Source organism: Microbacterium sp. Bi128 (assembly GCF_918698205.1).
The window spans coordinates 1-3,607 of sequence record NZ_CAKKMM010000450.1 but is presented as its reverse complement, the minus strand read 5'-3'; the positions used below and the strand labels follow the sequence as shown (position 1 = coordinate 3,607).

The 3,607-nt window shown below is 67.5% G+C and carries 1 protein-coding gene and 1 pseudogene; both read right to left on the bottom strand.

Going from position 1 to position 3,607, the window contains the following annotated elements; all coding sequences use genetic code 11:
- Positions 1-2,410 (bottom strand): annotated as a pseudogene (locus tag LQV45_RS20805) (alpha-mannosidase); the annotation flags it as partial.
- A gap of 90 nt (positions 2,411-2,500) precedes the next feature.
- Positions 2,501-3,373, bottom strand: a complete 873-nt coding sequence (gene fdhD, locus LQV45_RS20800) for a formate dehydrogenase accessory sulfurtransferase FdhD (RefSeq protein WP_223914284.1) — start codon at positions 3,371-3,373, stop codon at positions 2,501-2,503.
- Positions 3,374-3,607 lie beyond the last annotated feature (234 nt).

Below are 3,607 nucleotides of genomic sequence, written 5' to 3'. Positions count from 1 at the left end.
TTGGAGATCGCCACCCCATAGCCCGGCTCGGCGACGTGGATCCAGCGGTGGGCGCAGATTTCGAATTTCGCGGCCTCCCAGGACGTGTTGACATGGGTCGGGCGGAACACGTGCCCGAACTGCGTCTCCGCCGCCGACCGGTCGGCCCTGACATCCAATGCAAAACCCAGCTTGAGCAGCTTTTCGCTCTCCTGCCAGTCCACGGCCGTAGTGATCGCGAGCGAGTCTGCACCCGGCGCTAGTGTAATCCGTTGGGTCACCGCGGAGGACCCGGCCATCCGCTCCACCACCACGACGGCGGCCGGGTTTTCGCCCCGGGGGTCGCGCTCCAGCGCCACCGAAAGCGCCTGTTCCAGACGGACGACGTTCCTGCGGTAGAAGGCGTCGATGTCCCACGCGTCCCATTCATTGGGCGTGTCCCGGTGCAGCTCCAGGAGGTTTCCCACCTCGCCGGGAGCAATCGCCTCGCGTCCGGTGGCCCGGTCCGTGAGGGAGACCAGCAGTCCGCGGGCATCCACCACGGCACGGATGATGCCATTGTCCAGGATGTAGCCGCCGCCGTCCTCAGTGACCTCTACCGGCTGCCCGGGCCGGACCGGTTCAGCAGCCGCCAGGGCAGGCACGCCCAGGCGCTCGTGCGGGGCGGCGTTGAGCAGGAATTCCCGGCTGCCGGTGCCGAGGGCCGCCGCCGCGGCGTTCGTGATGATCGCTTCCAGTCCCCGTTCGACGGCGGCGTAGTTCCGTTCGGCGTCCTGGTGGACCCAGGCGATGGAACTTCCCGGCAGGATGTCGTGAAACTGCTGCAGCAGGACCAGCCGCCAGAGGCGCTTGAGCTCCGCAGCCGGGTAGCGGTGCCCGGTCCGCACAGCCGCGGTGGCACTCCAGAGCTCGGCTTCCCGGAGGAGGTGCTCGCTGCGCCGGTTCCCCAGCTTGGTCCTGGCCTGGCTGGTGTAGGTGCCGCGGTGCAGTTCCAGGTACATCTCCCCCACCCAGACCGGAAGGGGCTCATACTCGGCCTGGGCCTGGCTGAAGAAGCTGGCCGCCGAGCCGACCCGCACCTTCGGGGATCCTTCCAGATCCGCCGTGCGCTGCGCTGCGGCCAGCATCTCGCGGGTTGGGCCCCCGCCGCCGTCGCCGTACCCGAACGGAACCAGCGACGTGCCTCCGCGTCCGTGGTCCCGGTAGTTCCGTTCTGCGTGCGCCAGGTCCCGGGCACTGAGGTCGGAGTTGTAGCTGTCCACCGGTGGGAAATGGGTGAAGATGCGGGTGCCGTCGATTCCCTCCCAGTTGAAGGTGTGGTGAGGCATCCTGTTGACCTGGTTCCAGGAGATCTTCTGGGTCAGGAACCAGCGGCTGCCTGCGGCCTTGATGATCTGCGGCAGGGCGGCGGAATACCCGAAGGTGTCCGGCAGCCACGCCTCCTGGCAATCAACCCCGAATTCGGCCAGGAAAAAGCTTTTACCCTCGAGGAACTGCCGTGCCATGGCCTCGCCGCCGGGCATGTTGGAGTCGGATTCGACCCACATCCCGCCGACGGGAACGAACTGGCCGGCGCGGACCTTGTCCCGGATGCGCCCGAAGAGCTCCGGATAGTACTCCTTCATCCACGCGAGCTGCTGGGCGGAGGAGCACGAAAAGATGAAATCGGGATTCTCGTCCATCAGGGCCACGACGTTGGAGAACGTCCGGGCGCACTTGCGGATGGTTTCCCGGACCGGCCACAACCAGGCCGAATCGATGTGGGCGTGGCCCGTGGCCACAAGCTGGTGCGCTGAGGCATAGGCCGGCCGGGGCAGGGCTCCGGCCAAGGCGGCCCGTCCGGCCTCCGCGGTCCCGGCAACGTCGTCGGGGTCTGGTTGCGTTCGGCGATGGCGATCCTGCCGGGGCGGTACTTCGGCTCGCTGCCCGACGTCGCCTTGTCGCCGTAGGGGGTGGCGGCGAAAGTCCAGTTCTGGGACAAGTCGGGATTGGCCGCGGCTTCGACGTAGAAGTCAACGGCCATGCCACTGCCCAGGACCTTGAGCGGGATGTACTGGTTCCGCGGCGAGATCGCCTTGATGATGGTCCCGTCGGACCGCCAGGCAATGCCTTCGCACTGGAATCCCGGGAGGTCGCCGCTGAAGCCGAGGTCCACGAGGACTTCCACGGAGGTTCCGGCCGCGGTTCCCCAGGCGTCCGGCACCTCACCCCGGAGCCGGAGCCACTTGGTGCTCCAGGGCCGGCCCCAGGCCACGCCGTGTTCCTGGGGCGTGAACTCCTGCCGAAGGGCCTCGAGTACCGGCACGGGTTCGTCCGGCGCGTCCCAGTTACTTAGCGTCAGCGGCACGCTGCGCGGGTAGACGGCCGGGCCGATCCGGTCACGCAGAAAGCGGTCCAGCCGGACTTCCGTAAGACGGCGGTCGTCGTGCAATGTGATCCTCTTCAGCGCTGGGGGGTCCGATCGACTCCAATCGATGGATAAAACTTACGCCGCGGAGAACCCGTTGGCCAACTGTTGCCCCTAGCCGGCCGCGGGCGCCGGAACGGCTACGCGTTGCTGGCCCGCGTACACGTTCAGGCTGGTCCCGCGGCTGAACCCGGCCAGTGTCATCCCGCTGGCCTCGGCGAGCTCGACGGCCAGGCTGGAGGGGGCACTGACAGCGGCGAGGACCGGGATGCCGGCGAGGGCAGCCTTTTGGACGAGCTCGAACGATGCACGGCCGGACACCTGCAGTACGGTGCCCCGGAGCGGGAGCAGGCCTTCGCGGAGCGCCCAGCCCACCACCTTGTCCACCGCGTTGTGCCGGCCCACGTCTTCGCGCAGGCACAGCAATTCGGCCGAGCCGTCGTCGGAGATCCTGAAGAGCCCGGCGGCGTGCACGCCGCCGGTGACTTCGAAGACCTCCTGGGCGGACCGGAGGGCGTCCGGGAGGGCCGCGAGCGTTTCGACGGGGACGGTCAGCGGATCGTGTGCCGGGCTGTAGTGCGAGGACTTCCGTACGGCATCGATCGAGTCAGTGCCGCAGATGCCGCAGGAACTGGAGGTGAAGACGTTGCGTCCGGTATCGGGTCGTACGACGTCGGGCCTGAGCTGGGCCTCCACCACGTTGAACGTCTGCATGCCGTCGGCGTCTTCGCCGGCGCAGAACCTGAGCGAGACCAGCTGTTCGGGAGCCCAGATGATCCCCTCCGAGACGAGGAAGCCTGCGACGAGGTCGAAGTCATTGCCCGGCGTTCGCATGGTGACGGAGAATGACATGTTGCCGAGCCGGATTTCCAGCGGTTCCTCGACGGCAAGGACGTCCTCCCGGTGCCGGACCGGGAATTCGAGGGCCTGCGGGGACCCGTCCAGGACGATCTTGTGCACCTTGCGGCGCTGTGTCACACGGCCCATCCGATGCTCCTAAGCAACATAGTGTGCCGCTGTTTGAAGCTAGCGGCTGTTTGAATCTTTGGCTGGTTCCATCATTGTAAGTGCCTGATCCTGGCGGCGTGCCTTGTCTCCGCGCCAGCGCAGCGGGCCAGGACTCAGCCCAAAAGGGCACTCCAGTCCACCGGCCCGTCACTGGCCGAGGTTTTCCTGGCGGTCCGCTTCGCCGCCGGCTTCTGTTCGGCGGCCGCTGCCGAC

Excerpts from the sequence above, each read along its gene's own strand:
- fdhD (WP_223914284.1), bottom strand. The coding sequence starts at position 3,373 with ATGGGCCGTGTGACACAGCGCCGCAAGGTGCACAAGATCGTCCTGGAC.